Raw genomic sequence first — 26243 nt, 5'->3', positions numbered from 1 at the left:
TCAGTCCGGGTTGACCAGGACCGGTTCCGGTCGGGCGGCGGCAGCCCTCGGCCGGTACCGGGCCTCGGCCTCGTACCGGAGTCGTTCGGCGGCCAGGAAACACCGGTTCAGCCCGGTCCGGACGTCCAGCGCGTTGATCCCGGTCTTCAACACGTAGAACAGCCCGATGTTCACCAACGCCACCGACAACGCGTACACGTAGGTGTCCTTGAGCGTCCCGTTCATGATCAGGTACGCGAAGATCCACACCGACGTGCTGTACAGGGTGATCGTCGGCCCCCACTGCCGGAACGCGTCCAGCCCGATGATCTTCTGGTGCTCCGGCGGCACGGTGCTCAGCCGCGCCGCCCGCGCCGCGGCCAGGGACCGGGTGGCGAAAGCCGCGCACAGCAGGTTCGACGCCATCACGCCGGTGTAGCCGATGGCCGTGCCGATGGGCCACATCCGCGTGTCCACCAGGTTCACCCAGAGGATCAGCCACGACGCCCACGGGGCCATCAGCCGGATCGAGACCTCGGCCGCGATGCGCAGCCAGCCGCCCGGCAGCACCGGTGACCGGGCCACCAGCGTCGTGAGGCCGCCGAGGATGTTCTGGTAGTAGCGGACCGAGGCGAAGGCGAAGCTCAGGCCGATGATCCGCGCGGGCAGGTTCTCCCACACCTGCCCGATCTTGTAGTCCGGCACGCGCAGGTCGTCCACGAACGGGATCACGTTGGGTTGGACGTTGAACGGGCGCAGCAACAACTGCACGGGCGGCCCGAGCACGTCGATGCCGACGTCGCGCAGGAACCACAACACGCACACCGTGGCGCTGACGAAGTAGCTCAGCGACGACACGACCGAGAACCACAGCAGCCACCGCGCGTGCATCGACCGCCGCGCGTCGGACAGCACGCCCTGCCGGCGGCGCATCCGGTAGACGCGCCGCCGCCGCTTGGGTTCGCGGGACGGCGGGAACAGCGTCCGCACGGTCTCGGTCACGGTGTGCCGGTCGTACGGGATCGCGTTCGGGCGCTGGTCGGAGTCCTCCGCCAGCGCCGCCTGGGTGACGTCGAGCTCCTGCTCCAGCACCCGGTGCAGGTAGCGGTAGACGTCCTGGTCGTCGATCGGCACCGGGAACACCAGCAACCGCCGGTCCGGGCGCACGTCGATCAGGTCCTCGATCACGCGCGCGATCAGCGGGGCCTGCCCGTAGAAGCGGTCCGGGATGGTGTCGTCGCGGTTCTCTCCGACGTCGCCGAGCGCGATGAGGATGCGGCCGAGCGAGTAGAGGTCGGCCTTGGTCACGTCCTCGGAGCCCGCGCGCACCTCGGGCGCCACGTACACGCTCTGCGCGCTGCCCGGCCCGGTCGCGAACGCCCCGCTGTAGAGGTAGTTGCGGCCGAAGTCGACGAAGGTCAGGTCGTAGGACCGGCCGTCGTCGTCGCCCCGGCGCACGATCACGTTGGTCAGGGACAGGTCCTCGTGCCGCCGCCCGGCCCGGTGCAACTCCGCCAGCGCCGCCAGCAGCGGCAGGCCGACCTTGCGGATCAGGTCCAGCCGCACGTTGCCGGCCGGGGACGGTCGCCTGCGCCGGAAGCGGCCCGCGGCCGGGGCGGCGGTCTCCCGCTTGAGCTCCTCGATCTCCTCCGCGAGGGTCCGACCCTCGGCGAAGTCCATGAGGATCCAGTCGTCCGCGCTCGCCCACACCCGGACCATGTGGCCCACCACGCGGCCGTCGGCGTCCAGCGAGTTGTGCTCGACCTCGTAGGAGCGGGTCTTGGCCGCGATGACCGGGATGTGCGCGTAGGGGAACAGGACGCACTTGAGCGCGAAGGCGTTGCGGTGCCCCGATCCCTGCGGCGGCCGGCCGCGCAGGATGAACGACGTGGACCCGTGCCGGTGGAACTCCAGCTCCGCGCCCTCCACGGTGGCCCACTCCGTGGCGACGTGCCGGTCCACCGCCCGGCCCGGCGCGTACAGCTCGACCAGCGCGAGCCGCACGGAGGCGTCCCGGACCAGGGCCTGGCACACCTTCGCGCAGTCGTGGTCGCGGTGGTCGGGGTCGGCGGGCTCCATCGTGACCAGCGTGATCAGCAGGACGGCCAGGTAGCCGAACACCTCCGCGTCCCGCCGCTGGTGGCCGCGTGCGCCGGCGGCCCGGAAGCCCAGGCACCACGTGGTGAGCGCGGCGATGGCGGCGTCGCGCTCGACGCCGGCCTCCAGTTGGAACGACAGCCGGTCCAGCGGGATGCCGGCCAGGACCCGCCGCCAGTCGTCCCGCGTGCCGCACAGGTCGTGGATCTCGCGCAGGACCCGGGTGGCGGAGTCCCCGCGGGCCAGGCGCAGGACGTGCCGGAGCACGTGCCGCAGGACGTCCCCGCTGGTCGGGTCGGTGTGGCGGTCGGTCACGGCGTGGCCGGCCTCGGCGGGTACACCGTCAGGCGGGGGACGACCACCACGTCCTCACCCTCCAGCGCCTCGTGCGCGAGCCGGTAGGCCGACCGGGCGCCGTCGAGCAGCTTGCCCCGGTCCACCTCGTGCCGCTTGACCTCCGGGGTGTCCGGCAGCGGCGCCAGGTCCAGGATCGCGGGCCGGCCCGGGTGCCGGCGGCTGCGGTCCAGGTGCGGCCGGTCGCGCAGGCGGTACTCGTCCATCGAGGCGATGAACCCGGTGCCCAGGCCCGGCCGCACCCGCTCCAGGTGCCGGGCCACGACCCGGTTGACCACCGGGGCGCGGCCGGAGCGACCCGAGGACATCGGCCGGGTGCTCAGCGACAGCACGTGCGTGCAGCCGTCGAGCACGGCCGCGCGGAACGGGTGGAACCGCAGCACCCCGCCGTCGATCGCGCGCTGTCCCCGGAAGTCCGCCGTGCCCCGGATGGCCAGCGGTAACCACGTGCTGGCGCGCAACGCCGACCGCAGGTCTTCCGGCGAGTCGAACTCGCTCACGTCCAGGGTCCGCAATTCGTCGACGCTGGTGACCATGACGTGCAGTTTCTGCCGGGCCGCGATGATGGCGGCGTAGTCCAGCGGTTTGCGGTGCGCGAGGACTTCCTCGAACACGTACTCCAGGTTCATCGGACCCGCACCGCGCAGCACCCGGCGGAAGTCCAGGAACACCCCGGTGGTCAGGTCGTCGAAGTAGATGGACAACGGGAACCAGGTCCGCCGGGTGATGAAGTAGGCCCCGTTCACCGCGCCCGACGAGCACGTGTAGACGTCGTCGAAGCTGTCGGCGAACCCCATGTCCTCCAACGCGCTCAACATCGCGCCGGACACCACTCCGCGCAGGCCGCCGCCCTCGACCGCCAGCCCGACCTTGAACCCGTCGGTCCGCTTCCCCGGCACGCTGCCGCTCGCACGCCGCTGCAACAGCACTTCGCGCACCGGGTGGTCCGACGCGAAGAACGAGTGCGCCCGAGCGGCCCCGGCAACCGATTCCCGCCGACCCGGCCGAACCGTCCGCCACTTGGTCACACCGCTTGGCCACGCCATGGAACCACGTCCCCCACAAGACGATAGACGCAAGCCACGGTAGCGGATCTTCGTCGTCGTGCGGCCGGTATCGACACGGCTCCACTGTTCGGCCTATTCAAAGGGCCGAACGGAGTGCGCACTATTGCGGAATGGTCAGGTTGTCTTCGTTTCCGGCCGGCGAGATCGTGGGGCGGGCAGGCGGAACAGTCCCTTGAGCCGGCGGAGAGCTTCCGCGTCCCCGGACGCCGACGCCGCACCGGTCTCCACCGCCTCGGCGAGCGTGAGGCGCTGACCGGCCACGTCCGCGAAGGTGTCCTCGCCGATGGTGATGGTGGCGTCCGGCCGCTGCGCCGGCCCGTGCAGCGCCTCGATGGAACCGTCGTCGACGAGGGCGTGGAACACCTCGTCGCCCACCCGGAACTCGTACACCGCCCGCAACCCGGCGGCGGCGCCGGCGTCGAAACAGGCCCGCAACCCCAGCACCGCCCAGCCCGGGTGGAACGTGTCGTCCTCCCGCCTCTCACCCATCGCCCACTTCAGCCCCCACCGAGCCAGCGCGAGAACCGCCGGCCCGAGCTCCTCGCCCGCCTCGGTGAGCGCGTAGACGGGAGTGCGAGCCGGCGGCGGGAGCGTGGTCTTGCGCGCGAGCCCTTCGTGCTCGAGGTGCTTGAGCCGCGCGGCCAACAACCCGGTCCCCAACCCCCGCAGACTGGCCTGAAGGTCGCCGAACCGCTTGGGCCCGGTCAACAGCTCCCGGACCAGCAACAACGTCCACCGCTCGCCGACCAGGTCGAGGGTGCGCGCGGTCGCGCAGTACTGGTGGTAGGTCCGCTGTTCCACTTCACCATTTTAGACTTCGCGCTTCCCGTTCTCGAAGATCTCCAGGAGCAGCCGGGCAAGCGGTTCCGGGCGAGCCAGCGGCACGTCGTGCGGGCCTTCCAACGCCCGGACCTCGTACCCGACCGACGCGGCGAACTCCGCGAACGGGTAGGTCTCCGGCTGACAACACACGGCCGTGCCGGGAATCCCGTCAACCGCGCCGCTGAGCAGAGTCGGCTCGGTGAACGTCCGCAACGCCTGCGGCACCAGCCGCTCGGCCAGCCAGGTCACGTCGCCGGGCTCGGTGATCCCATACGCCGCCGGTGGCGGGGCCGGAACGTACCACCCGTCCCCCCGCTCCCGAGCCGCCGCACGAACCGCAGTACCGAAGGCTTCGGGCGCCAAGTCGACCAGTGCGGCACCATCCGGCCCCACCCACCCGTCCACGAGCACAACGCGACGGACAAGCCCGGGCCGCGCATCGGCCGCTTCCCGGACCACCAGGCCTGCATAGCTGTGCCCGACCAGCACGACATCGTCCCCAGCTCGGTCGATCGCTGCGACCACGGTCTTGGCGTCGTCGTGAAGCCCGTGGTCGCCACCGGTGGTCAGGTCGGGGGCGAGCGTGCGAAGCCCGGCGTCGTGCAGCACCGGGACGACCCGATCCCAGGCCCAGGGACCGTGCCAGGCGCCGTGGACCAGCACATACGTGGTCATGTCGAACCTCCTCGAAGGGTGTGGTTCGAGATCATAACCTACGCACTTCCTGTTTTTGAAGTGCCGCCGCGCTTCGGCGTGGCCGGCGAGTCGGCAGTCCCCGGCGTTGCCGGGTGGCAGTCCACCGGTGAGGACACAACTCAACTTGGGCTTCTTGCTTTTGTCATCTCCGTATGGCCTGCCCGAAGGGCTACCACAGATTTCCCCGGGTGCAGCCGAAAGTTTTTGCGAGGAACGAGCAAAAAGTTTTAGCGGCACCCGGGGAAATCTGTGGTAGGCTCCGCCAGGCCATACGGAGATGACAAAAGCAAGAAGCCCCCGCCGTTGCAGTTGAGTCATCTTTGGTGGCCTGCCCGCCGGCGAGGCGCTTTTCGCTTTTAAGCGCTTTGAACTGAACGCTTCGCTCTCAAGCCGAACGCGCTACGCGCTGGTACGCGCGAAGCGCTCGAAAGATGAAAAGCGGCGCTCGCCGCGCGGCAGGCCGCCAGCGGGGGGTGAAGGGCGTCGGTTCCCCCGCCGTATGGCCTGGCGGAGCCAACCACATTTTGGGCCGGGTGCCGCTAAAACTTTTTGCTCGTTCCTCGCAAAAACTTTCGGCTGCACCCGACCCAAAATGTGGTAGCCCTTCGGGCAGGCCATACGGCGGGGGAACCGAGGCCCTCCACCTGTGGTTGGGAACCACCATGACCGCGCTGCGCGCGCCGGAAAGCGAAGGGCCGCGCTGCGCGTGAAAGCGTTATGGCGGGAGGGTGGTTGATTCTCGTCCTGCCACTGGTGGGTGGTCGTCCTGCCATCGGCGGACGGTGGCGGGGCGGGCCAGCACGGCTGCCAGTACGTGCTCCGCGTGCCGCCACGGAACGGTGGTGTGGTGGACGGTGAGGGCCGCCGGGTCGGTCCACTCCTCCACTACCGCCATCTCCGCCGGGTCGTTGGGGTTGAGGTAGGGGCGGAAGGTCAGGCAGCACGGGTTGTCCAGTGCCGGTTCGATGAGTGCTTCCAGCGCTGTCCGCAACCGGTCTGCCTGCCCCGGTCCGGCGACGTACTCGGTGACCACCACGACGGTCATGGTCGGACCGGGCCGGTGCCGGCGTGTTCTGCCGCTGCGGCGATCTCGGCCAAGTCCTCTGCCGTCAGCAGAACCGAGGGTGCGCCGATCCAGCCGTCGACCTGGCTGGGCTTGCGTGCGCCGACGATGGCGCCGGTGATGCCCGGCCACGCCAGTACCCAGGCGATGGCGGTCTCCGCGACTGTCACCCCGTGGCGGGCGGCTACCGGGCGCAGGGCGTCGGCCAGGGTGAGGTTGGTGGTCAGGTTCGTGGTGAAGTCCTTGTGCGCGGAGCGCCAGTCGTCGGGGGGTAGGGCCGCGGCGCGGGTGGGGGTGAACGTGCCGGTGAGCAGGCCCGACTGGAGGGGCGAGTAGGTGATCACGCCGGTGTCGTGGGCGGCGGCCCAGGCGACCTCGTCGGACGCGGACCGGTTGATCAGCGAGAACGGTGGCTGGACGGCGTCGACGTGCGCGATCCGTTCGGCACGCTCCAGCAGGTCGGGGGAGTGGTTGGACAGGCCGATGGCCCGCACCTTCCCTTCCGCCTTCAGGTCGGCCATGACCTGCCAGTACTCCTCCAGCGGGGAGGCGTTCGGCGACACCGCGCCCGAACCGTCGCCCGCGTACTCCAGCGACTCGCCGGTGTCGGGCCAGTGCACCTGGTACAGGTCGATGTGCTCGACCCGCAGTCGGCGCAACGAGTCCTCCACCTCGCGGCGGACGCTCGCGGGTGCCATGACCCGGCGGGGCGGCGCGGTCGGGTCGGCCGGGTCCCAGACCAGGCCCGCCTTGGTGAACACGTACGGTCGGTCGGCGTCGGGCAGGTCGGCGATCGCCTTGCCGACCAGTTCCTCCGAGTGGCCGAGGCCGTAGACGGCGGCCGTGTCGATCCAGTTGACCCCGGCGTCCAGGGCGTGGCGGATCGCGGCGATCGACTCGGCGTCGTCGGTGGCGCCCCAGCCGAAGGTCCAGCCGGACCCGGACACGGCCCAAGAGCCGAAGCCGACGCGGGTGATGTCCATGCCCGTGGTGCCGAGGGCGGACCGTTCCATGGTGGAGCTCCTCCGTGAAGTGGTGTTGTGCCAACCACTTTCGGCCCGCCGGTCGGGGGCGACCAGTGCGCGCGGTGCCTGGGCACGGCGTGACCAGGCAGGCACGGCGAGCGCCCGGCCATACTGGGCGGCATGGACAGGCGTGCGGAGTTGGGGGAGTTCCTGCGGTCCCGCCGGGCCCGGTTGCGGCCCGACGAGCTGGGGCTCGCCGACCACGGCCGGCGGCGCGTGCCCGGGTTGCGGCGCGAGGAGTTGGCGCGCCTGGCCGGGGTGAGCGTGGACCACTACGTGCGGCTGGAGCAGGGGCGCACGCTGCACTTCTCCGAAGCCGTCCTGGACGCGGTGGCCCGCGCGCTGCGCCTGGACGACGTCGAACGCGCCCACCTGCACCGGCTGGCCCGCCCGTGGACGCCCTCGCCCGACACCCCGGCGCCGCAACGGGTCCGGCCGGGGTTGCAGCGGTTGCTGGACCTGGCGGCCGACGTGCCCGCGTACGTGGTGGGCCGGGGTACGGACGTGCTGGCGTGGAACCGGTTGGCCGCCGCCCTGATCACCGACTTCGGTGCCCTGCCACCGCACGAGCGCAACCTCGCCCGGCTGGTGTTCCTGGACGAGGGCGTGCGCGCGCTCTACGCCGACTGGCCCGGCAAGGCCGCCGACGTGGCGGCGTACCTGCGCCTGGACCAGGCCCGCCACCCCGACGACCCGCGCACGACCGCCCTGGTGGCGGAGCTGTCGGCGGCCGGCCCGGAGTTCGCCGCGGTGTGGGCGGAGCACGGGCTCAAGGACAAGACCCACGGGCGCTACCGGTACCGGCACCCCGTGGTGGGCGAGCTGGACCTGGGGTTCGAGAGCCTGCGCCTGCCCGACGAACCCGACCAGGTCCTGATCGCCCACACCTTCGAGGCGGGGTCGCCCGCGGAGGCCGGGTTGCGGCTACTGGGCGCCTGGGCACAGGAGGCGTTGCCGGCATGAAGGGCCTGGTCGCACCTCCGTACGGCAAGGGCCCGCTGGCCGAGGTCGTGCCGTCCTTGTTGGCCGGTTTCGGCGTTCCCGGGATGACGGACGTGCTGGGCATCGCGGGACCGACGCCAGTGTGCCTGCTGCTGGTGGACGGCCTGGGTTGGCAGTTGTTGCGGGACCACCGCGAGGACGCGCCGTTCCTGGCGTCCGCGGCGGGCGGCCCGATCTCCGCGGGGTTCCCCGCGACGACCGCGACCAGCATCGCGTCGCTGGCTACGGGCGTGGCCGGTGGCGAGCACGGGGTGGTCGGCTACTCCTTCGCCGTGGACGGCGAGTTGCTCAACGCGTTGCGGTGGCACCGGCACGGGGTGGCGGAGTCGGTGGACCTGCGGTCGGTGCTGGTGCCCGAGGAGGTGCAGCCCCGGCCCACGGCGTTCGAGCGCGCGGCCCGGGCCGGGGTGGACGTGCGGTTCGTGGTGCCCCGGGAGCAGCGGGGGAGCGGGCTGTCGCGGGCGGTGCTGCGGGGCGGGGTCGTGCACCCGGTGCTGGGGTTGGGCGATCTCGTGGCGCGGACCGTGGAGGCGTTGGGGGAGCGGACGTTCTGCTACACCTACCACGCCGATCTGGACACCCTGGGGCACGTGTACGGGCCGGGCAGCGAGCCGTGGCGGCACCAACTGCGGTTCGTGGACCGGCTGGCCGAACTGCTCGCCGACAACCTGCCGCGCGGCGGTGCGCTGGTGGTGACGGCCGACCACGGGATGGTCGAGGCGGGCGACCGGATCGACTTCGACACCGAACCGGCGCTGCGGGACGGGGTGCGGTTGCTGGGCGGGGAAGCGCGGGTGCGGCACGTCTACACCGACGCGCCGGACGACGTGCGGGTCCGGTGGGACGAGGTGTTGGGGGAGCGGGCCGTGGTGCTGGGTCGCGAGGAGGCGATCGCGGCCGGCTGGTTCGGTCCCCGGGTCGCGGCGCACGTGCGGGACCGGATCGGGGACCTGGTGGTCGCCATGCGCGGGACGGCCGTGGTGGTCCGGTCCGAAGTGGAGGGTCGGCTGAGCGCGCTGGTCGGGCACCACGGGTCGTTGACCGAGGCCGAGCAGCTGGTGCCCCTGTTGGTGTCAACCGGATCGGTGTGACGCCGGCGAGCCGGCTCGGGCGAGCAGTCCGTCCACGAAGGCCTGGAGGCCTTCGGCGTAGGTGTCCTGTGCGGCCAGGACGGGCCAGCGGTCGCCGATCGCGGCCAGGTTCGGCAGGTGGGACGCGTCGAAGGTGAAGTCGACGCCCTGCGCGGGGCGGCGCGTGGAGCGGGTGCGGACGAGGATTTCGCCGACCGTGTAGTACCAGATGCTGCGGAAGACGGTGACGGCCTGGTCGGGCGTGCAGCCGCTGTCGATCGCGCCGGTGACGATGGTTTCCACCAGCCACAACGACGAGTCGCCGAGCAGGCCGACGAAACCGTCCACCGTGAGCACCTCGGCGGCCCACGGCCACCCGGCCAGTCCGTCGTGGATGGCGGTGGCGGCGGTGACGATCCGGTCGCGCGGGTCGTCGGGCAGGGCGGGGCGGTCGAGCCGCTCGACGTAGTCGTTGAGCAGCTGGACGAGCAGGTCTTCCTTGTCCCGCACGTGGTGGTACAGGGTGGTCGTCCCGACGCCGACCTCGCCGGCCAGCCTGCGGACGGTCAGCTTCTCCCAGCCGTCGCGGTCGATCAGCCGCCGGGCCGCCGCCAGGATGTCGGCGCGCGAGGTCACCGGCGGTCGACCGGTGCGGCCTCGCGGTGCGTCGGAACGGGTCACCGCCGCATCTTCCCGCGCTCGACACCCGGACCGCCGCGCTGGTAGTTTTCGAACATGTTCCGAAAGTCTTCCCGCTCGGGGCTGACGCTCGCCACCGTGGCGGTCGTGCAGTTCCTGGTGTCGCTGGACCTGTCGGTGGTCAACGTGGGCCTGCCGCGCATCGCCGAGGGCCTGGGCTTCGGTCCGGTCGGCCTGACGTGGGTCGTCCACGCCTACGCCCTCACCTTCGGCGGCCTGCTCCTGCTGGGCGGCAAGACCGCCGACCGCCACGGCCGCAGGCGGGCGCTCCTGGTCGGGCTCGCCCTGTTCGGCCTGGCCTCGCTCGCCGGCGGCTTCGCCCAGGCCCCCGGCCACCTCGTCGCCGCCCGCGCCGCGCAGGGCGTCGGAGCCGCCCTCCTCGCACCCGCCGCGCTGGCGCTGCTCAGCGCCACCTTCCCCGGTGGCCGGGCACGCGTCCGGGCCTTCGGGGTGTGGAGTGCGGTGAACGCCGCGGGTGGCGCGCTTGGCGTCCTGGTCGGCGGGGTGCTCACCGAGTACGCGGGCTGGCGCTGGGTGATGTTCGTGAACCTGCCGATGGTCGCGTGCGCGGTGCTCCTGGCCTGGCGGGGTGTCGCCCCCGACCGGCCCCGGGAGCGTGCCGGACGCCCGGACGTGCTCGGCGCCGTCCTCGCCACGGCCGGCACGACCCTGCTCGTCTTCGGGATCGTGCGCACCGAGCAGTACCCGTGGACGTCGCCGGTCACCATCGTCACCTTGCTCGCCTCCGCCGCGCTGCTGGCCGCGTTCGTGCACGTCGAGCGCACCACGACCCGTGAACCGCTGGTCCGGCTCGGCCTGTTCGCCCACCGGTCCGTCGTCGGTGCGAACGCCTTCAACCTGCTGGTCGGCGCGGCGATGGCGTCGTCGTTCTACTTCACGTCCCTGTACCTGCAACGGGTCCTCGGGACGCGGCCGGCGGTTGCCGGGCTGGAGTTCGTGCCCTTCGCCCTGGCCGTGATCGCGGGTTCCGTGCTCGCCGTCCGGCTCGGCTACCACCTGGCGTCCCGGACCCTGCTGGTGGCGGGCGGCCTGCTGACCGCCGTCGGGTTCGCCTGGTTCGGCCTGGTCAGCCCGGACGGCACGTTCGTCACCGACGTCCTCGGCCCGTCGATCGCGGCCGGCGCCGGCTTCGGGCTGTGCCTCGGCCCGGTCGTGGCCACCGCGACCGCGGGCGTCCCGGCGCACGAGACCGGCATGGCGTCCGGGCTGCTCAACAGCTCACGCCAGCTCGGCGCGGCACTGGGCCTGGCCGTCCTGGGCACCGTCGCACACGACCGCACCGGGCCTTCCACCGCGCCGGACGCGCTGAACGCCGGCTACGCGCTCGGCCTGACGCTGTGCGCCGCGCTGCTCGTGGCCGCCGTCGCCGTCGCCCTGGTCGTCCTGCCCCGTGACGTACACCCACGGCGTCACGTGACGGGCGCGGCCGGTGGTGGGCGGCTCATAGCGTGGCCACGTGCCCGCGCCGGGACGGAACGGCGGGGCGGATCTCCAGGCAGACAAGGAAGTGCAGTGTCCGAGACGACTTACACCGCCATCGCCACCTCCACCGCCGAAGGCCGCAACGGCGGGCGGGCCGTGTCCGACGACGGGGTGCTCGACGTGACCCTGGCCGTGCCGAAGGCGTTCGGCGGCTCGGGCGCCGGCACCAACCCCGAGCAGCTGTTCGCCGCCGGCTGGGCGTCGTGCTTCGTCGGCGCGGTGCGCCGGGTCGCGGCCAAGAACAAGGTCGCGGTCAAGGACCTCTCCGTGGCGGCGGAGGTGACCCTGCACCACGAGGACGACGAGTTCTTCCTCAGCGCCGTGCTCAACCTGGAGGTGTCCGGGGTGGACCAGGCCACGGCCGACGACCTGGTCGAGGGCGCGCACCAGATCTGCCCGTACTCCAAGTCCACCCGCGGCAACATCGACGTCGAACTGACCGCCAAGGCCGTCTAGAGCCGGGAGGCGTCCACGACGGCCTTGGCGAAGTCCCGCGGGGCTTCCTGGGGCACGTTGTGGCCGATCCCGCTGAACACCCGGTGCTCGTACCGGCCGGTGAACATCGACCGGTACGAGCTGCCGTCGATGTTCGGGCCGTCGAAGTCGCTGCCGATCTTGATGGTCGGCACCGCGATCTTCGGGGTGGCGGCCAGCAGGCGCTCGTACTCGTCGAAGCGGGGCTCGCCGGGGGCCAGGCCCAGCCGCCACCGGTAGTTGTGCAGCACGATCGCCACGTGGTCGGGGTTGGTGAACGACGCCGCCGTGCGGGCGTAGGTGGCGTCGTCGAAGTCCCAGGTCGGCGAGGCGATCCGCCAGATCAGGCGGTTGAACTCGGCGGTGTTCTCCCGGTAGCCGGCCGCGCCGCGTTCGGTGGCGAAGTAGAACTGGTACCACCAGCCGTACTCGGCGGCGGGCTTGAGCGGGTTCAGGTTGGCCGCCAGGTTGGTGATCAGGTACCCGCTGACCGACACCAGCGCGGCGCACCGGGACGGCCACAGGGCGGCGATCACGTCGGCGGTCCGCGCGCCCCAGTCGTAGCCGCCGATCACGGCGCGGTCGATGCGCAGGGCGTCCATCAGCGCGATGACGTCCAACGCCACCGCCGACTGCTGCGCGTTGCGGACGGTGTCGGGTGAGCGGAACACGGTCGGGCCGAAGCCGCGCAGGTAGGGCACGATGACGCGGTAGCCGCGCGCGGCGAGCAGCGGGCCGACGTCGATGTAGCTGCACGGGTCGTACGGCCAGCCGTGCAGCAGCAGCACGACCGGGCCTCGGGCCGTGCCGTACTCGACGTAGGCCATGCGCACGTCCCCGGCGTCCACGTGCCGCACCGGCCCGAGCGAGCTGTGTTCTCCGGCCGCGACGCCCGCGGTCAGACCGGGCACGGCCAGTGAGGCCGCGACCGCCTGGGTGAACCGCCGCCTGGTGATCATCCTGCTTCCCTTCGCTGGTCCGACGAGCACCGGGGACGCTAGGGAGGCGCCGGCGGTCGTCGCGCCCGTCACCTGACGCCGTCGCTGTACGTCACCTAGACTCGGTACCGACCAGAGGAGAGACCAAGTGGCAGGCGAGCTCGACGTCTCCGGGTGACTACCCGGCCCCGCAGACCACCGCGCGTGCGCAGAGCACGACCGCCGTGGTCCGCGTCGTCGTCCCCTGATCCGCTCACCCGAAGGTCTCCATGTCTGCCATCGTGTGCACCGCCCTGTCCTTCGCCTGGCCCGACGACACCCCGGTGTTCGACGACCTGTCGTTCACCGTCGGCCCGGGGCGCACCGGCCTGGTCGCCCCCAACGGCGCCGGCAAGTCCACCCTGCTGCGCCTGATCGCCGGCGACCTGCGCCCCACCGCGGGCACGGTCACCGTCCGCGGCCTGCTCGGCTACCTGCCCCAGCACCTCCCGCTGGCCACCGACCTCACCGTGGCGCAGGTGCTCGGCATCGACCACGTCCTGCGCGCCCTGCACGCCATCGAGTCCGGCGACGCCGCCGAGGAGCACTTCGCCACTGTTGGGAACGACTGGGACGTCGAGGAACGCACCCGCGCCCACCTCGACCGGCTGGGCCTGGGCGACGTCCACCCGACCCGCACCCTGGGCACGCTCAGCGGCGGCCAGGTCGTGTCCCTGGGCCTGGCGGCGCAACTGCTCAAGCAACCGGACGTGCTCCTGCTCGACGAACCCACCAACAACCTCGACCGCGCCGCCCGCACCCGCCTGCACACCGTCCTGGACGGCTGGAACGGCTGCCTGCTGGTGGTCAGCCACGACCGTGAACTCCTGGACCGCATGGACCGCATCGCGGAACTGGAACGCGGCGACCTCCGCCTGTACGGCGGCGACTTCACCGCCTACGAGGAGTCCGTCCGCGTCGAACGCGAGGCCGCCGAACGGGCCGTCCGCAACGCCGAACAGGAGGTCAAACGCGAAAAGGCCCAACTCCAACAGGCCCGAGAACGGGCAACCCGCCGCGCCAACACCGCCGCCCGCAACCTGGGCGACGCCGGCCTGCCGAAGATCTTCGCCGGCACCATGAAGCGCAACGCCGAGAAGACCGCCGCCAAGTCGGAGGAAACCCACGCCGACCGCGTGGCGGAAGCACAGTCCAAACTGGACGAAGCAACCCGCGGCCTGCCCGACGACCAGGTCATCACGCTCGTGCTGCCCGCCACCACCGTCCCCGCCGGCCGCACGGTCTTCCACGGCGAGGGCCTGCGCGGCAACCACGGCGACCACACGGTCTTCGAGGACGTGGACCTGACCATCCGAGGCCCTGAACGCATCGCCCTGACCGGCGCGAACGGCGCCGGCAAGTCCACCCTCCTGCGCCTGCTGGACACCGGCGAGCGAGTCGCCCACCTGACCCAACGCCTGGACCTGTTGGACCCGGGGCGAAGCGTCCTGGACAACCTAGCCACCTCCGCGCCGAGCCTGTCCGCGGAGCGCCGGATGCACCTGCTGGCAAGGTTCCTGTTCCGCGGCGAGCGAGCACACCTGCCGGTGGGCGTCCTCTCAGGCGGCGAACGCCTGCGCGCGACCCTGGCCTGCGTCCTGTACGCCGAACCCGCACCACACCTGCTGCTGCTGGACGAGCCGACCAACAACCTGGACTTGGTGAGCGTGGGCCAACTGGAGAACGCACTCAACGCCTACCGTGGCGCGTTTGTGGTGGTCAGCCACGACGAACGCTTCCTGGAAAACATCGGAATCACCCGCCGCCTGACCCTGGAGGACGGCCACCTGCTCCCAAGCTGATCCGCGCCGACCACGCACACCGCCCTGCACGCCCAAGGGCGGATGTTTTTGCGCCGAAGGCGCGAGCCCGAGCTGCCAAGCCCACAGGAAGGGCCTCGGTTTCGTTCCCCCGTCCGGCCTGGGCGCAGCCCAACCGCGCTTGGCCTGTTTCCGCAACCAGCTTTACCGGTTGCGGAAACAGGCCAAGTGTGGTTGCCTCCGGCAGGCCGGACGGGGGAACGAAACCGACGCCCTTCCACCCCCGGGGGCCTGCCCAGCGGCGAGCGTCGCTTTTCATCTTTTCATCTTTTCATCTTTTGATCTTGAGAGCGCGCCAGCGCGCAGCCCGTCACTCCAGAACGTCCCCAAGCTCGGTACGCGAGCTGACACCGAGCTTGGGAAAGATCCGGTGCAAGTGGGTGCTCACCGTCCGGTGCGACAGGTACAACCGTTGCCCGATCTCACGGTTGGTCAACCCCTCGGCGGCGAGCTGGGCGATGCCCAACTCGTGCGGCGTGAGCAGATCCCGGGCGTTCGGCGCACGATTCGGACTCGTCTCACCGGCCGTGCGGAGTTCGCGCCGGGCACGGTCGCCCCACAGCGGCGTCCCCAGCGCGTCGAAGGCGTCACGAGCCGCCCGCAGCCGGTCACGCGCTTCGACCACGCGGCGCCGGCGGCGCAACCACTCACCCAGCGCGAGTTCGGCACGCGCCCGGTCCAGGGGCCACGTCGTCTCCAAAGCCCGAGTGAACGCCTCATCGCTCGGCTTCAAGACAGCGTTCGCGTAGTCCAAGCCGAACCGGAACGCGGGTGACGCCGTGGGCTCCATCCCGGCCAACAGTTCCGCCAACTCCTCCGCCCGATCGCACCGGACGGCCGCGTCCGCCATCTCCGGCAGGACGTACCGGTGCAGTGCCACCTGGTGCGCCGGGTCGGCGGGATCGGCCATGCGGCGCAGGTCGGTGAACGCGTCACCGTGGCGGCCCTCCGCCGACGCGGCCAGTGCGCGGGCGCGGCGGGCGGTGGCCAGGACGGGACGGGCGGCGGCGGCCAAGCCCGAGCGCTCGGCTTCCCCGGCCAGGGCGTTGGCCTGGCGGACCTCACCGCGCAGCGCGGCGATCTCCGCTTGCACGGCCCGCGCGAAACCGACCAGGTAAGGCTGGTCGGTCTCCACGGCCAACCGCTCGGCCTCCACGGCGGCGGGGCGAGCGCCGGCGATGTCACCCAGCCGCACCCGGCTCCACGCCTGCACGGCCAGCGCCCGCGTCACCAAGCCCAACCGGCCCTGGGCGCGCAGGCCCGGCACGGCGAACCCGGAGAACCGCGCGGCCAGGTCGAACGCGCCCACCTGCAACGCCGCGCTGCCCAGGAACCGGGCCCGCTGCGGGTCGGTCTCGCCGGACAGCGCGGTCAGTCCACTCAGGACCGCCTCGACCCGGGTCGTGGGCGCGAGGTAGGCCGAGATCGCCACCGCGCGCGGGTCCAGCGGGTCGGGCAGCAGCCGGTCGGCCACGGCGAGCAGCGCCGCCCGCGCGTCCGGACCGGGTTCGACCCAGAAGCAGCGCATGCCCGCGCCCCACAGGATGCGGGTGGCCAGGTCGTGGTCCTCGACGTCGGCGACGGACTCGGCCAGGGCCGCCAGCGCGAACGCCCCCGACCCATCGGCGATGCCGTCGTCGAACGCGCTGACCAGCCACGTCGCCGTGGCCCGCGCCCGGTGTCCCAGCGGCAGCCGCCCCGCCTCGGCCACCAGGCGGTCGACCACGTCCCGCCGGCCCGCCTCCACGGCCAGTTCGGCGGCCAGCAGGAGGCGAGGACCGCGCAGGTCGGTGGTGCCGAGCCGGGCGGCGCGTTCGAGGGCCTCGATCGCGGTGTGCACGGCACCCCGGCGGCGGGCGCGGTCGGCGGCGTGGGCCAGGTCGGCGGCAACGTCCTCGTCCGGACCGTCAGTGGCCGCCGCGCGGTGCCACACCTGCCGGTCCGGCTGGTCGTGCAGCACTTCCGCCAGCGCCCGGTGGACGGGCCGGGTGTCGGCGGACCCGGCGATGGCGGACCGCATCAGCGGGTGGCGGAACCGCACCGCGCCGTGCGCGACCTCGACCAGCCGGGCCCGCACGGCGGGCGCGAAGGCCGTAACGTCCACCGGCCCGACCAGGGTCGCGGCGGCGGACCGGGCCTCGTCGACCGAGTCGCCGTCGTTGACCGCCGCCGCCAGCAGGCACGCGGCGGTCGCCGGGGGCAGCGCGGCCACGCGGTCGAGGAACGCGCGTTCGAGGCGGGGTTGTGCCGGGTGGGTGGGCAGTTCGGTCAGCGCCAACGGGTTGCCGGCCGCCACGCGCAGCAGTCGGGCGCGCTCGTCGGGCGCGAGGTCCGGGGCGGTGGCGGTGAGGAGTTCGGCGGCGGCGTCGTCGCCGAGCGGGTCGAGGGTCAGCGCGGGCAGGTCGTCGAACGGGGACGGGGTGTCGTCGCGCACGGTCGCCAGCAGCACGACCGGTTCGGACTCCAGGCGGCGCGCGACGAACGCGAGCACCTCCGCGCTGGAGCGGTCGAGCCAGTGCGCGTCGTCGGCCACCACGACCAGCGGCCGGGTCGCGGCCTCCTCCGCCAGCAACGACAGGGTCGCGAGACCCACCAGGTACGGGTTCGGCTCGGGTCCCTCGGCCATGCCCAGCGCGGTGGCCAGGGCCGCGCGCTGGGGTCCGGGCAGCGCCTCCAGCCCGCGCCGGACGGGGTGCAGCAGCCGGTGCAGGCCCGCGAACGGCAGGTGCGCCTCGGCCTCGGTGCCCACCGCGGCCAGCACCCGGCACGCCTCGGTCGCGTCGGCCACCAGCGCGGACTTCCCGACCCCCACCTCGCCCCGCACGACCAGCGCGCCACCGCGCTCGGCGATCCCGTCGAGCACCTCGGCCAGCCGCTTGCGCTCCACGTCACGCCCGATCAACCCCACGCGACCCATCCTTCCAGGTCACGCAGCGTGCCGGACGGTCGCGGGCGGCCCCGGTTCGCGCAGCCCGCGCACCACAGGCCAGCTCAACGCGGGGACCAGGGCCAGGGGAGCGAGGGCGGTCTGGAGGGTCGTGTGGTCGGCGACGGTCCCGATGAGCGGGCTCGCGAGTCCGCCGATGCTGACCGTCAACCCCAGCGTGACACCGCTCGCCGTGCCGACGCACGTGGGCAGGTAGTCCTGCGCCAGGGTGACCTGGAGGGAGAACGGGACGTACAAGCAGGCGGAGGCCAACGCCACGAACCCGTACAGCGCGGGCCCCGGCACGAACACCACTCCGGCCACCGCCACGACGGTCGCGAGGGAGGACCAGCGCAGCACGGTCACCCGGTCCCACCGATCGGCCAGCCTGCCGCCCACGACGGTGCCCACCGCGCCGCCGAGGTAGAGCAGGAGCAAGGCGAAACCGCCCGCCGCCACACCACCGCCGGTCCGCTGCCGGGCGTGCACCGCGATGAACGTGCTCAACCCGGTGAACACGACCGACCGGCACACCACCGCCGCCGACAACCTCAAGAAGGAAGCCACGTCGTCGCACCCCCGAGGTCGCCCTCCGGTCGACGGCTCCCGCCCCTCGAGCGCCCGCAGGACCGGCAAGCACAACACGGCTCCCACCAGCGCCGGCAAGACCAACAGGGGCGTCAGGGTGAGACCGCCCGCGGTCACCACCGCGGTGACCAGGACGGGCGCGGCGGCGAACCCGAGGTTCCCACCGAGGGAGAACCAGCCCATCGCGGCATGCCGACCCCGGCCCACGACGCGAGCGACCCGGGCCGATTCCGGGTGGTAGGCGGCGACGCCGATCCCGGACAGCGCCACGAAGACCAGGGTCGCCGCGTAGGAGTCGACGAGGCCGCTGAGAGCGATGCCGACACCGCCGAGCACCGTGCTGACCGGCAGCAACCACGGCATCGCCCGCCGGTCGGTCAACACGCCGAACAACGGTTGCGCCACCGACGACAAGAGCGACGCGGCGAGCACCACCCCCGACGCGGTGGCGTAGCCGTAAGCGCGTTCGGCGATGAAGAACGGCACCAACGCGGCCACCGCGCCCTGGTACACGTCCACGCAGGCATGGCTGAGGGAAAGCAACAAGATCTTCCGGGACACCCCGCCATGCTCGCGGCCGGAACCCTTGACGCGCTTCCGATAAAGTGCCAGTCAATGACGGAAATCCGCCACCAACCGGCCGCGCCGACCCTGGTGCGGACCCTGGTCCCCGGCGCGGCGATCGACGCCCACCGCCACGACGAGCACCAAATCGTCTACGCGGCGCGGGGCGTGGTAGCGGTGACCACCGGCCGCGGGACCTGGGTGGCGCCGGCGACCCGGGCGATCTGGGTGCCGGCCGGGACCGTGCACGCCCACCAGGCCCACGGCGAGCTCGAACTGCACCTGGTCGGCCTACCCGCGCGCGACAACCCGCTCGACCTGACCGACCCCGGGGTCCTCGCGGTCGGTCCGCTGCTGCGGGAACTGATCCTGGCCTACACCCGCGACCCGCACGACGACAGCCCACCGCGGCGACGGCTGCGCGCAGTCCTGCTCGACCAACTCCGCACGTCGCCACAACAACCGCTGCACCTACCCACACCCCGCGACCCAAGACTGCGGGCACTGTGCGCGATCCTGCACGCCAACCCCGCCGACAACCGGACACTGGCCACCCTCGGCCCACTCGTCGGCGCAAGCGACCGAACCCTGGCCCGACTGTTCCGCACGGACCTGGGCATGACCTTCCCACAATGGCGCACCCAACTGCGCCTGCACCGCGCCCTGGTGCTCCTGGCCGACGACACCCCGGTGACCACCGTGGCCCACGCCTGCGGCTGGTCATCCAGCAGCGCATTCATCGACACCTTCCGACGCGCATTCGGCCACACCCCAGGCCGCCACCACCGTCTGCCGTGACAAGGCCATGCCCTGCAACGCTCCCACGCGGCAGAGCTTTTCGGCGAAGCCGGCGAGTCGGCAGTCCACCCGCTTCGCCGGGCGGCGGTCCACCCGCTTTGCCGGGTGGCAGTCCACCGGTGAGGACACAACTCAACTTGGGCTTCTTGCTTTTGTCATCTCCGTATGGCCTGCCCGAAGGGCTACCGCATTTTCCAGGGGTTGCAGCCGAAAGTTTTGCGAGGAACGAGCAAAAGTTTTAGCGGCAACCCCTGGAAAATGTGGTAGGCTCCGCCAGGCCATACGGAGATGACAAAAGCAAGAAGCCCCCGCCGTTGCAGTTGAGTCATCTTTGGTGGCCTGCCCGCCGGCGAGGCTCTTTTCGCTTTTAAGAGCTTTGAACTGGACGCTTCGCTCTCAAGCCGAACGCGCTTCGCGCTGGTACGCGCGAAGCGCTCGAAAGATGAAAAGCGGCGCTCGCCGCGCGGCAGGCCGCCAGCGGGGGGTGAAGGGCGTCGGTTCCCCCGCCGTATGGCCTGGCGGAGCCAACCACATTTTGGGTCGGGTGCCGCTAAAACTTTTTGCTCGTTCCTCGCAAAAACTTTCGGCTGCACCCGACCCAAAATGTGGTAGCCCTTCGGGCAGGCCATACGGCGGGGGAACCGAGGCCCTCCACCTGTGGTTGAGACCACCACACAAAAGCGCGCTGCGCGCGCCGGAAAGCAAACCGCGCGGCTTGGCGGGGGCTGCGTGAGGGTGGCTCGCAAGCCATTGCCCAGTCAGGCTGCCAAGGCGCGAATCACCGCCGCTGCGACCGCCTGCTGCCCCTCCACCGTCAGGTGGACACCATCCTCCAAGTGGGCATCCGGTGCACTGGTGGCCGGCCGGGTGTCCACGGTCGGCTCGGGTCGGCTCGCGAGGTGGTCGGCGATCGCGTCGAGATCCTCGTTGTGCCAGCTCAAGCCCGCCCGCTGGAAGTGCGGATACGCGCGTACCCGCTCCTCGTCCACCCTGGACGGTGTCAGCCACGTCCAAGCCTCCACGCCGGACGCCGCCCGCAGGGTGTCCAGGTTCCTTTCGGTCTCCTCCCGGCTCACCAGCCTGGGACCACCGATGCGCTGGACGTCGTTGCCGCCCAACATGCACAGCACGTGGTCCGCGCGGGCGAAGGCGAGGGCGGGCAGCCTGGTCAGGGCCTGGGTGGTGGTGCTGCCGGACACGGCGAGGTTGGTCAGGCGGACGTCACGGTCGCGCAGGGCGTGCCGCAGGATTTCGAACCAGGACAGGCGGTCCGCGGTCGTGCTCTCACCGATGGCGACCACGTGACCCTTGAACGGAAGCCCGTCCACGCAACGCGCCAGCTCGGGATCGGCCAGCAGGGACTCGGCGGCGGCCCGCGCCCGGTCCTCGAAGCCCTTCAAGAGCGCAGCGTGTGCCTCCGGGGTCAGGTCGAACAGCGCGGCGACCTTGTCCTGTGCCAAACCGGGCAGGTAGTTCAGCGACTTCTCCGGCTGCTGGAACCGGACGAGTCGTTCGGCGGTGGTCATGGGCGTTCCCTTCGGGAGCGGGGGAGCAGGAAACCGGTGACGACCAGCCACGCCAGGCCGGTGAACCGGGCCGCGGGTAGCAGGTAGGCCGCCTGGGGGACGAGCAGCACGAGCGTGGACAGCTCGGCGATCCCGGCGATGACCAGGCCCGCGAGCGCCACCCCGCGCGGCAGGACGCCGGTGAGCAGTCCGGGCACCGCCACGCCGGCGATGAGCAGGCCGAGCGGCACGACGTGGCCCGGCCCGCCGGTGATGAAGGCCAAGTCCTGCAACGGGCGCACGAGCAGGGTTTCGCCCGCGACCTCCGGCAGGGACAGCACCCAGCTCACCAGCGCCGAGCACGCCAGGAACACCGCCGCGAGCAGGCCGCCGGCCAGGGCGATGTGTGCGCCGGGCGCCCGGACGCCCAGCCGGGCGGAGGCGGTCGCCGCGTAGAGCGCCAGCGGGACCGAGGCCGCGAACTGGAGCAGCGCGCCGACCCGCACGGCGTTCTGGTGGTCGCGGAAGTAGGCCGTGATGTCCTCCGCCGCCCCGAACGGCGACGGGAACACCGCGCCGCCGGCCAGGACGACGCTCAGGACGAGCCCGGCGACGAACAGGGCGGCGAAGACGACGGCCAGCACGCCCAGCGGGGGACCGGTCCGCGCGGCGGGGCTGGTCACGCCGTCACCCGCCCGCCGGTCAGGTCCAGCGTCGCGCCGGTGACCCACGACGACGCCGAGGACGCCAGGTAGAGCACGGCGGCGGCCACGTCGTCGGGTTCGCCGATCCGGCCGAGCGGGAACGAGCCGGCCAGTTCGCGCAACCGCTCCTCGGGCAGCGCCCGCCGGATGCGGTCGTTGAGCACCGCCGAGGGCGCGAGGCAGTTGACCCGCACCCCGTGCCGGCCGACCTCGGCGGCCAGGTGCCGGCTGAACATGAGCACCCCGGCCTTGGCCGCCGCGTAGGCGGCGTTGGCCGCGCTGGGCTGCCGCGCGGCGGAGGAGGCCATGAGGACGATCGCCCCGGTCCGCCGCTCGACCATCGAGGGCAGGAACTCGTGCACGGTGAGGAACACCGAGGTCAGGTCGGAGTCGAGGACTTCACGCCAGCGCTGGGAGGTCAGCTCGGTGGTCGGCACGGGCGCGCCCTGGCCGCCGGCCAACGGCACGAGGACGTCCACGGGTCCGAGCTCCCGCTCGACGGTGGCCCGGATGCCGGCCAGGACGTCCTCGTCGGTGACGTCACCGGGCGCGGCGACCGCCCGCCCGCCGGCGGCGACGATCGAGCCGACCGTCTCCTCGATGGCTTCCACGTCCCGGCCGTTGACGGCGACGGCCGCGCCCTGGGCGGCCAAGGCTCGTGAGGTGGCCGCGCCGATACCCCGCGAACCCCCGGTGACCAGGGCGATCTTGCCCTCGAGGTCCGCGTACGGAGAGGCACGCATTGGTTCTCCTCTGTGAATGGTTCATAACGATGAATGGTTCTGCGTGCAGTACAGTAGGCGCCGTGACGGCGTCTGGCAAACACCCGGGTGGGATCGCGTTCCTGCTCGCCCAACTCGGCGCGCACGCCGCGAACCGCTTCGCCGAACGCACGGCGGACCTGGGTCTGGCGCCGTCGGAAGTGGGGCTGCTGCGCATGATCGCCACGCAGCCCGGCCGCAGTCAGCGGTCACTGGCGGAGGAGTTGGGCGTGGTCGCCAGCCGGGTCACGGCCCTGGTCGACCCGCTGGAACGGTCCGGCTTGGTGGAACGCCGCCGCAGCACGAACGACCGCCGCAACTACGAACTGCACCTGACCGACCGGGGGATGCAGGTGCTCGGACGGGTGCGCGAGGTGGCGATGGCGCACGAGGCCGAGCTGTGCGAGGGGTTGGACGAGCGTCAACGCGACGAACTGGCCACGTTGCTACGGGCGGTCGCCGAGCACCAGGGCCTCACGCCCGGCGTCCATCCCGGCTATCGGGCGTGAAGGCTCAGGTGCGCAGGTAGGAGGCCCCGTTGAGGTCCAGCACGGTGCCCGAAGCCCACTCGGCCGGGGCGGAAGCCAGGTACACCACGGCGGCGGCGACTTCCTCGGGCTTGGCGACCCGGTTGAACGGGCTCTGGGCGCGCACCGAGTCGTCCACCATGTCGGCCACGCGGTCGGTGGCGACGAAACCGGGGGCCACGGACGTGACCGCGATGCCGTGCGGGGCGAGGGCGACGGCCAGGGACTGGCCCATCGAGTGCAGCGCGGCCTTGCTCGCGCCGTAAGCGGGCATGTCGGGTTCGCCGCGGAACGCCCCGCGCGAGCCGACGTTCACGATCCGGCCCCGGGTGCCCCGGTCGATCATGTGCTTGGCGACGCAGTAGGACATGTTGGCCGCGCCGAAGACGTTGACCTCGAACGTCCGCCGCCACAGCGACTGCCACCGCTCGTAGTCCGAGTCCGCGATGGTGCCCAGTTCGACCAGGCCGGCGTTGTTGACCAGGACGTCGATCGACCCCAGCGTCTCGACGGCGCTGTCGACCGCCCGGCTGATCGACTCCGGGTCGGCCAGGTCCACGTCCGCCGACGACAGCCCGACGACCCGGTCGCCCAGGTCGCGGAACGCCGCCGCGATCGCCGCTCCGATGCCCCGGCTACCGCCGGTGACCAGCACGCCCCTGCTCATCGGTGAACCCCCTCCACGCCCTGCGAAACCTAGATCGACGCGAGTCCGGACCGCAACTCACCCCAGCCGCCGCTGGGCCCACTCCGCCCACTCCTGCTGCATTTTCGTGAACCGCAACCCCCACTCCAGCGCGATGCGACCGTGCTCGGCCAGGGGGTCGTCGGTGCTGTCCACGACCAGGGCGAGCTCGGCGAACGCCGCGTGCCGCTCCGCCGCGCCCTCGGCCTCGCGGCGCAGGTAGTCCAGGGCCTCCCGGCGCTCGACCAGGTCGAGGAAGAACACCCGGAGCAGCATGTCGCTGCGGCGGACGCGCTCGGGCTCCACCTCGGTGATCCAGTGGTGCAGCTCGGCGCGGCCGGCCTCGGTGATCGCGTACTCCTTGCGCCCCCGCGGGCCTTCGGCGGCCACGGTCACGTAGCCGCTGTCGGCCAGCTTGTTCAGCTCGCCGTAGAGCTGGCTCTGGGTGGCGGGCCAGGCGTTGGCCAGCGAGCCCTCGAAGGTCTTGAGCAGGTCGTAGCCGCTGGCGGGTCCGTGGGCGAGCAGGCCGAGCACGGCGTGGCGGAGACTCATGGGGGGGAGTCTACCTTCCAGTGTTGACATGTCGAGTGTGGAGGTTCTAGGTTCGACATGTCAGAGTTGGAATGTCGTTGAGGGGACCCGCAGTGCTCCGTTACGTCCGCACCTTCCTCCCGTGGATCGCCTTCGCCGTGCTCAGCACCAACGGCGAGGCCCGGTGGGGAGCGCTGGTCGGCTTCGCCGTCGCCTGCGGGCTGGTCGTGCTCGACCGCCGCGCCGGGCGCCCGTGGGACGCGCTGGTGCTGGAGATCAGTTCGGCCGCGTTCTTCGGGGTGCTGGCCGCCGTCGCGTGCACCGTGACGCCGGCGCCGTTCGGGGACTTCGGGCCGGCGGTCGCGGTGGGGTGGCTGGCGGTGACGGCGTGGGTCACGCTCGCCATCCGCCGGCCGTTCACGCTGGCCATCGCGCGCACGATGGTGCCCGCCGAGGTGGCGGCCAGCCCGGTGTTCTACCGGGTCAACGCGGTCATCACCGCCGTGTGGGCGGTCGCGTTCACGCTCAACGCCGGGCTGCTGGGCCTGCTCCTGGCGGTCGCGCCGCACGCCACCGTCGCCATCGTCGCCGTGAAGGTGTGCGGGTTCGCGATCCCCGCCGTGTTCACCGTCGTCTACTCGAAGTCCGCCGCGCGTCGGGCTCGGGCGCTCGTCTCGTAGTCCGCGGCGAACGACGTCCGGCGTCACCAGTACTGGTGGCGCTGTCCGTCGGTGTCGGCGATGAAGACCACCGCGTCGGCGCCGGCCAGGTCCGCCGGGTCGAGCGGGAGGTGGCCGGGCACGATCGGTTCGCCCCGGCGGATCGACGCCGGCAGCGCGGCGCGCAGGTCCTCGGCCGGGAAGAGGGCGCGGCGGGTGGTCGCCTCGGCCAGCACGTGCTGGAGGGTGCCGGGCTCGCTGCGCGGGTTGGCGTCGGTCGCCACGAACGCGTAGCGCTCGCCGAGGGTGAGGGCGGCGAGCGCGCCGGCGCCGGCCCAGACCGCGTCCTCCGGACCGACCGCCATGTGCGACGGAGTGCGCTGGAGGTGGACGTTGTGCGCGAACACCAGGCTCGGCCCGCGTCCCTGCTCTTCGGCGACGATGTCGAGCAGGTTGTCGGCCATCATCTCGGCGCGCAGGCTGAGCAGGGTGGCGATCCGGTCGGGCGCGGGCGTGGCCATGGCGGCGTGGTAGCGCAGCAGGCCGAGCGCGGTGCGGGCGTGGGCGACGGCGTGGTGGTAGCCGGCCGGGTCGGCGGCGCGCAGGCTGGGTGCGGCTCGTCGGAGGATGCTGACGAGGTCGTCGACGACGACGCGGAGTGCGCGGGCGCGGTCGGTGACGCCGATGGACGCCGCCGGGTCGTACATGGCGGCCGGGTTGGACCAGTCGGCGTCGTCGCCGAGCAGGGCATCCGGCGACTGCGGGCGCAGGGTGGGCGGCAGGTAGTCGATGACCGTGGTCAGCGCGTGGCGCGGGCTGGGTGCGGCGGCGGTCTCCAGGGGTGCGTCGAAACCGTAGAAGCGGACCCGGTCCTGCGGGGCCTTGTCGGCGTTGTGCGCGCGGAGCCACTCGACCAGTTCGCGGTTGCCCGGCACGTTGCCGAACGAGTGGCTGAACCCGGTCGCCAGCACGGTGTCGAGGTCGCCCGCGCCGCCGGAGACGTAGTCGTCCACGGTGGACGCGGCGAAGAAGTCGACCTCCAGCACCACCGACCGGTACCCGCGTTCGACCAGGTGGGCGAGGAGTTCGTTGCGCAGCAGGGGAAACTCCTTGATCCCGTGGGTCGGTTCGCCGAGGGCGAGCACGGTCGGCGGCTCGGCGCGCTCGGTGAGCAGGACGTCGAGGAGGTGGGCCGGGTCGTCGAGCGGGATCGCGTGCGGGCGTGCGTCAGCGGACATGAGCACCTCTCTCCTCGGGCTGTGCTCTTGACGCTATCGTTGAAGGTTCGGGTGAGACTTTCGCGACGACCACCTGGGTTTTGTCGAGGTGAACCTTCAACCGGGGGAG

The 26243-nt window shown here is 72.0% G+C and carries 23 protein-coding genes; 7 read left to right on the top strand and 16 right to left on the bottom strand.

Translation table 11 applies throughout. The features are described from left to right. The 6 genes from DFJ66_RS04925 to DFJ66_RS04900 all read right to left on the bottom strand — a co-directional run bounded on the left by DFJ66_RS04925 (position 1) and on the right by DFJ66_RS04900 (position 7091). The gene (locus tag DFJ66_RS04925) at positions 1-2391 is read right to left on the bottom strand and encodes a hypothetical protein (RefSeq protein ID WP_121218356.1); all 2391 of its coding nucleotides are present in this window, start codon (positions 2389-2391) and stop codon (positions 1-3) included. Beyond that, positions 2388-3368: a patatin-like phospholipase family protein gene (locus tag DFJ66_RS04920; RefSeq protein WP_170199142.1), complete on the bottom strand. Its 981-nt coding sequence runs from the start codon at positions 3366-3368 to the stop codon at positions 2388-2390. The genes DFJ66_RS04925 and DFJ66_RS04920 overlap by 4 nt, the downstream gene beginning before the upstream one ends. Before the next feature lie 243 nt (positions 3369-3611). Further along, on the bottom strand, positions 3612-4298 hold the full coding sequence (locus tag DFJ66_RS04915) for a winged helix-turn-helix transcriptional regulator (protein ID WP_121218352.1): 687 nt from the start codon (positions 4296-4298) through the stop codon (positions 3612-3614). 9 nt (positions 4299-4307) lie between these two features. Then, positions 4308-4994, bottom strand: a complete 687-nt coding sequence (locus DFJ66_RS04910; RefSeq protein WP_121218350.1) for an alpha/beta fold hydrolase — start codon at positions 4992-4994, stop codon at positions 4308-4310. A 736-nt stretch (positions 4995-5730) separates the two neighbouring features. Next, the gene (locus DFJ66_RS04905) at positions 5731-6060 is read right to left on the bottom strand and encodes a putative quinol monooxygenase (protein ID WP_121218348.1); all 330 of its coding nucleotides are present in this window, start codon (positions 6058-6060) and stop codon (positions 5731-5733) included. Beyond that, positions 6057-7091, bottom strand: a complete 1035-nt coding sequence (locus tag DFJ66_RS04900) for an aldo/keto reductase (RefSeq protein WP_211350974.1) — start codon at positions 7089-7091, stop codon at positions 6057-6059. Before DFJ66_RS04900 ends, DFJ66_RS04905 begins: the two co-directional genes overlap by 4 nt. Before the next feature lie 132 nt (positions 7092-7223). Here DFJ66_RS04900 and DFJ66_RS04895 point away from each other — a divergent pair, with 132 nt between their 5' ends. Next, entirely contained in the window at positions 7224-8066 is an 843-nt protein-coding gene (locus tag DFJ66_RS04895) for a helix-turn-helix transcriptional regulator (protein ID WP_121218346.1), read from the top strand. Beyond that, positions 8063-9196: an alkaline phosphatase family protein gene (locus DFJ66_RS04890; protein WP_121218344.1), complete on the top strand. Its 1134-nt coding sequence runs from the start codon at positions 8063-8065 to the stop codon at positions 9194-9196. Before DFJ66_RS04895 ends, DFJ66_RS04890 begins: the two co-directional genes overlap by 4 nt. On the opposite strand, the gene DFJ66_RS04885 is transcribed toward DFJ66_RS04890, so the two are convergent. Then, positions 9179-9856: a TetR/AcrR family transcriptional regulator gene (locus DFJ66_RS04885; protein WP_121218342.1), complete on the bottom strand. Its 678-nt coding sequence runs from the start codon at positions 9854-9856 to the stop codon at positions 9179-9181. The two genes, DFJ66_RS04890 and DFJ66_RS04885, sit on opposite strands and share 18 nt — an antisense overlap. 54 nt (positions 9857-9910) lie before the next feature. On the opposite strand from DFJ66_RS04885, the gene DFJ66_RS04880 reads away from it, so the two are divergent. Further along, the gene (locus tag DFJ66_RS04880) at positions 9911-11833 is read left to right on the top strand and encodes an MFS transporter (protein ID WP_121218340.1); all 1923 of its coding nucleotides are present in this window, start codon (positions 9911-9913) and stop codon (positions 11831-11833) included. Here the strand turns inward: DFJ66_RS04880 and DFJ66_RS04875 are convergent. After that, the gene (locus DFJ66_RS04875) at positions 11830-12810 is read right to left on the bottom strand and encodes an alpha/beta fold hydrolase (protein ID WP_121218338.1); all 981 of its coding nucleotides are present in this window, start codon (positions 12808-12810) and stop codon (positions 11830-11832) included. The genes DFJ66_RS04880 and DFJ66_RS04875 overlap by 4 nt on opposite strands. A 248-nt stretch (positions 12811-13058) precedes the next feature. Between DFJ66_RS04875 and DFJ66_RS04870 the strand changes: the two genes are divergently transcribed. Continuing rightward, positions 13059-14630 carry an ABC-F family ATP-binding cassette domain-containing protein gene (locus tag DFJ66_RS04870; RefSeq protein ID WP_121218336.1) on the top strand — a complete coding sequence of 524 codons (1572 nt, stop codon included), beginning with the start codon at positions 13059-13061 and terminating at the stop codon, positions 14628-14630. Between the two features lie 328 nt (positions 14631-14958). On the opposite strand, the gene DFJ66_RS04865 is transcribed toward DFJ66_RS04870, so the two are convergent. Together DFJ66_RS04865 and DFJ66_RS04860 are read right to left on the bottom strand one after the other, a co-directional pair. Further along, on the bottom strand, positions 14959-17565 hold the full coding sequence (locus DFJ66_RS04865) for an AAA family ATPase (protein ID WP_397556374.1): 2607 nt from the start codon (positions 17563-17565) through the stop codon (positions 14959-14961). A gap of 9 nt (positions 17566-17574) precedes the next feature. Further along, on the bottom strand, positions 17575-18723 hold the full coding sequence (locus tag DFJ66_RS04860) for an MFS transporter (protein ID WP_121218332.1): 1149 nt from the start codon (positions 18721-18723) through the stop codon (positions 17575-17577). 54 nt (positions 18724-18777) lie between these two features. Here DFJ66_RS04860 and DFJ66_RS04855 point away from each other — a divergent pair, with 54 nt between their 5' ends. Continuing rightward, the gene (locus tag DFJ66_RS04855) at positions 18778-19524 is read left to right on the top strand and encodes an AraC family transcriptional regulator (RefSeq protein ID WP_121218330.1); all 747 of its coding nucleotides are present in this window, start codon (positions 18778-18780) and stop codon (positions 19522-19524) included. Between the two features lie 758 nt (positions 19525-20282). Here DFJ66_RS04855 and DFJ66_RS04850 read toward each other — a convergent pair. From DFJ66_RS04850 to DFJ66_RS04840, 3 genes are read right to left on the bottom strand one after another with little or no spacing between them, the layout of a single operon-like run. Continuing rightward, entirely contained in the window at positions 20283-21050 is a 768-nt protein-coding gene (locus DFJ66_RS04850) for an SGNH/GDSL hydrolase family protein (RefSeq protein WP_121218328.1), read from the bottom strand. Beyond that, positions 21047-21712, bottom strand: a complete 666-nt coding sequence (locus DFJ66_RS04845; protein WP_211350973.1) for a DUF4386 domain-containing protein — start codon at positions 21710-21712, stop codon at positions 21047-21049. Before DFJ66_RS04845 ends, DFJ66_RS04850 begins: the two co-directional genes overlap by 4 nt. Then, positions 21709-22476, bottom strand: coding sequence for an SDR family NAD(P)-dependent oxidoreductase (locus DFJ66_RS04840; protein ID WP_121218326.1), 768 nt, complete (start codon positions 22474-22476; stop codon positions 21709-21711). The genes DFJ66_RS04845 and DFJ66_RS04840 overlap by 4 nt, the downstream gene beginning before the upstream one ends. Positions 22477-22538: 62 nt before the next feature. Here DFJ66_RS04840 and DFJ66_RS04835 point away from each other — a divergent pair, with 62 nt between their 5' ends. Next, complete coding sequence (locus DFJ66_RS04835; protein ID WP_246029577.1) at positions 22539-23003, top strand: MarR family winged helix-turn-helix transcriptional regulator; 465 nt, start codon at positions 22539-22541, stop codon at positions 23001-23003. A 4-nt stretch (positions 23004-23007) separates the two neighbouring features. On the opposite strand, the gene DFJ66_RS04830 is transcribed toward DFJ66_RS04835, so the two are convergent. Then, entirely contained in the window at positions 23008-23688 is a 681-nt protein-coding gene (locus DFJ66_RS04830; RefSeq protein ID WP_121218322.1) for an SDR family NAD(P)-dependent oxidoreductase, read from the bottom strand. A 57-nt stretch (positions 23689-23745) separates the two neighbouring features. Continuing rightward, positions 23746-24258, bottom strand: a complete 513-nt coding sequence (locus tag DFJ66_RS04825) for a PadR family transcriptional regulator (RefSeq protein ID WP_121218320.1) — start codon at positions 24256-24258, stop codon at positions 23746-23748. Positions 24259-24350: 92 nt separating this feature from the next. On the opposite strand from DFJ66_RS04825, the gene DFJ66_RS04820 reads away from it, so the two are divergent. After that, positions 24351-24917 carry a hypothetical protein gene (locus DFJ66_RS04820; protein WP_246029576.1) on the top strand — a complete coding sequence of 189 codons (567 nt, stop codon included), beginning with the start codon at positions 24351-24353 and terminating at the stop codon, positions 24915-24917. A gap of 23 nt (positions 24918-24940) precedes the next feature. Here the strand turns inward: DFJ66_RS04820 and DFJ66_RS04815 are convergent, their stop codons facing one another. After that, a complete protein-coding gene (locus DFJ66_RS04815) occupies positions 24941-26134 on the bottom strand; it encodes an erythromycin esterase family protein (RefSeq protein ID WP_121230674.1) in 1194 nt (397 codons plus the stop codon). Positions 26135-26243 lie beyond the last annotated feature (109 nt).

Origin of the sequence: Saccharothrix variisporea (genome assembly GCF_003634995.1) — a bacterium.
GTDB classification, from domain to species: Bacteria; Actinomycetota; Actinomycetes; order Mycobacteriales; family Pseudonocardiaceae; genus Actinosynnema; species Actinosynnema variisporeum.
The sequence above is the reverse complement of the archived record's forward strand: the minus strand, read 5'-3'. Positions and strand labels throughout refer to the sequence as shown.

Coding starts and splice junctions, on each gene's coding strand:
- DFJ66_RS04910 (WP_121218350.1), bottom strand. CDS start 4,994: ATGACCACGTATGTGCTGGTCCACGGCGCCTGGCACGGTCCCTGGGCC.
- DFJ66_RS04905 (WP_121218348.1), bottom strand. CDS start 6,060: ATGACCGTCGTGGTGGTCACCGAGTACGTCGCCGGACCGGGGCAGGCA.
- DFJ66_RS04900 (WP_211350974.1), bottom strand. CDS start 7,091: ATGGAACGGTCCGCCCTCGGCACCACGGGCATGGACATCACCCGCGTC.
- DFJ66_RS04895 (WP_121218346.1), top strand. CDS start 7,224: ATGGACAGGCGTGCGGAGTTGGGGGAGTTCCTGCGGTCCCGCCGGGCC.
- DFJ66_RS04890 (WP_121218344.1), top strand. CDS start 8,063: ATGAAGGGCCTGGTCGCACCTCCGTACGGCAAGGGCCCGCTGGCCGAG.
- DFJ66_RS04880 (WP_121218340.1), top strand. CDS start 9,911: ATGTTCCGAAAGTCTTCCCGCTCGGGGCTGACGCTCGCCACCGTGGCG.
- DFJ66_RS04875 (WP_121218338.1), bottom strand. CDS start 12,810: ATGATCACCAGGCGGCGGTTCACCCAGGCGGTCGCGGCCTCACTGGCC.
- DFJ66_RS04870 (WP_121218336.1), top strand. CDS start 13,059: ATGTCTGCCATCGTGTGCACCGCCCTGTCCTTCGCCTGGCCCGACGAC.
- DFJ66_RS04865 (WP_397556374.1), bottom strand. CDS start 17,565: ATGGGTCGCGTGGGGTTGATCGGGCGTGACGTGGAGCGCAAGCGGCTG.
- DFJ66_RS04855 (WP_121218330.1), top strand. CDS start 18,778: ATGACGGAAATCCGCCACCAACCGGCCGCGCCGACCCTGGTGCGGACC.
- DFJ66_RS04850 (WP_121218328.1), bottom strand. CDS start 21,050: ATGACCACCGCCGAACGACTCGTCCGGTTCCAGCAGCCGGAGAAGTCG.
- DFJ66_RS04840 (WP_121218326.1), bottom strand. CDS start 22,476: ATGCGTGCCTCTCCGTACGCGGACCTCGAGGGCAAGATCGCCCTGGTC.
- DFJ66_RS04830 (WP_121218322.1), bottom strand. CDS start 23,688: ATGAGCAGGGGCGTGCTGGTCACCGGCGGTAGCCGGGGCATCGGAGCG.
- DFJ66_RS04825 (WP_121218320.1), bottom strand. CDS start 24,258: ATGAGTCTCCGCCACGCCGTGCTCGGCCTGCTCGCCCACGGACCCGCC.
- DFJ66_RS04815 (WP_121230674.1), bottom strand. CDS start 26,134: ATGTCCGCTGACGCACGCCCGCACGCGATCCCGCTCGACGACCCGGCC.